The sequence below is a fragment of the Pseudomonas amygdali genome (assembly GCF_002699855.1).
Taxonomy (GTDB): Bacteria; Pseudomonadota; Gammaproteobacteria; order Pseudomonadales; family Pseudomonadaceae; genus Aquipseudomonas; species Aquipseudomonas amygdali.
In genome coordinates, this window is the sequence record NZ_LKBW01000198.1 from 1 (window position 1) to 1,060 (window position 1,060).

The following is a 1,060-nucleotide window of genomic DNA, read 5'->3' on the forward strand; positions in this document are numbered from 1 at the left end:
CCTCCAACAGCACTGGCAAATACACGTCAGGCTCCTCCAGCGTGTGAAGCAATACCGATGCAATCGTATTCCAGTGGCGCATGATGAGCCCCATCATGTCGGTAGCCTGAGCGTTGCTCTCAAAACTGAAATTCTCGCCCCAGATTTGTGGCAGGTACTCGCTGGGAGGCACCATCTCCGGACCACAGATCAGTGCCGCAAAATAGCCGTCGAGCATTTCAATGTTCATGGCCGGTGAGCCGATGGCATCAAGAAAATCAGTCAGCCTATCGAGTTCGGCATCGGTCAGCGCTTGTTGAAAAGGTGGATGGCTCATGGGGTGTTTGTTCCAATAAAGTTGAGTAATTCAGGTTTCTGAGGCTTTCCCAAGTGGCCGCAGTTCTCCGCGTGCGACGGCATCCGGTACGGAGAATGAGTAGCGCCCGAGCATGTTGATATGCTCATGACCAAACGGCGAAAGCCGCGCCTCGTCTTCGGGNTCGCACCGGATAGCCTTCGCGGCGTAGCTGTGTGAGTATCGCGTCCATGTACAAGGTGTTCCACAAAACGATCATGTTCACGACTAGTCCGAGCGCACTCAACTGATCCTCCTGTCCCTCGCGGTAGCGCTGGAACAGTTCTCCGCGCTTGCCGTGGAAGACCTCGCGGGCCAGGCTATGGCGCCCCTCGCCGAGATTGAGTTGCTGCAGCGTTCCGCGTCTGCGCGACTCGTCGTCAATGAAGTTCAGTGTGTGAATAGTCTTGTCGATGCGACCAATTTCAGCGATGGCCTGGGCCAGTCGTGTCGGTCGCTCATCGACCTGCAGGGTGCGCATGATTCCCATCGCGGGCACCAGGCCAAGTTTGAGTGAACCAATCAAACGCAGTACGTCGTCCCAATGTGGTGTGATGCGATCAAGGTTGACGCACTGTTTTGCCAGGGCGTTGAGTTCGCCGTAGTCGGCTTGTGCATCGACTCGCCAGAACCGCGTGCCACCGATGTCGGCCAAGCGTGGGCTAAACCTATAGCCCAGAAGCCGGAACAGGCCGAACACTACATCGCTATAGGCTCCATTGTCGG

1 protein-coding gene and 1 pseudogene are annotated in these 1,060 nt (G+C 56.5%); both read right to left on the reverse strand.

All coding sequences use genetic code 11. The annotated features are described in order from the left end of the window. Positions 1–316 (reverse strand): UPF0149 family protein (locus AO277_RS13850; protein WP_143492776.1); only part of this gene is annotated, 316 nt, incomplete at its 3' end. 30 nt (positions 317–346) lie between these two features. Continuing rightward, a pseudogene (locus AO277_RS13855) lies at positions 347–1,060 on the reverse strand (Tn3 family transposase); the annotation flags it as partial.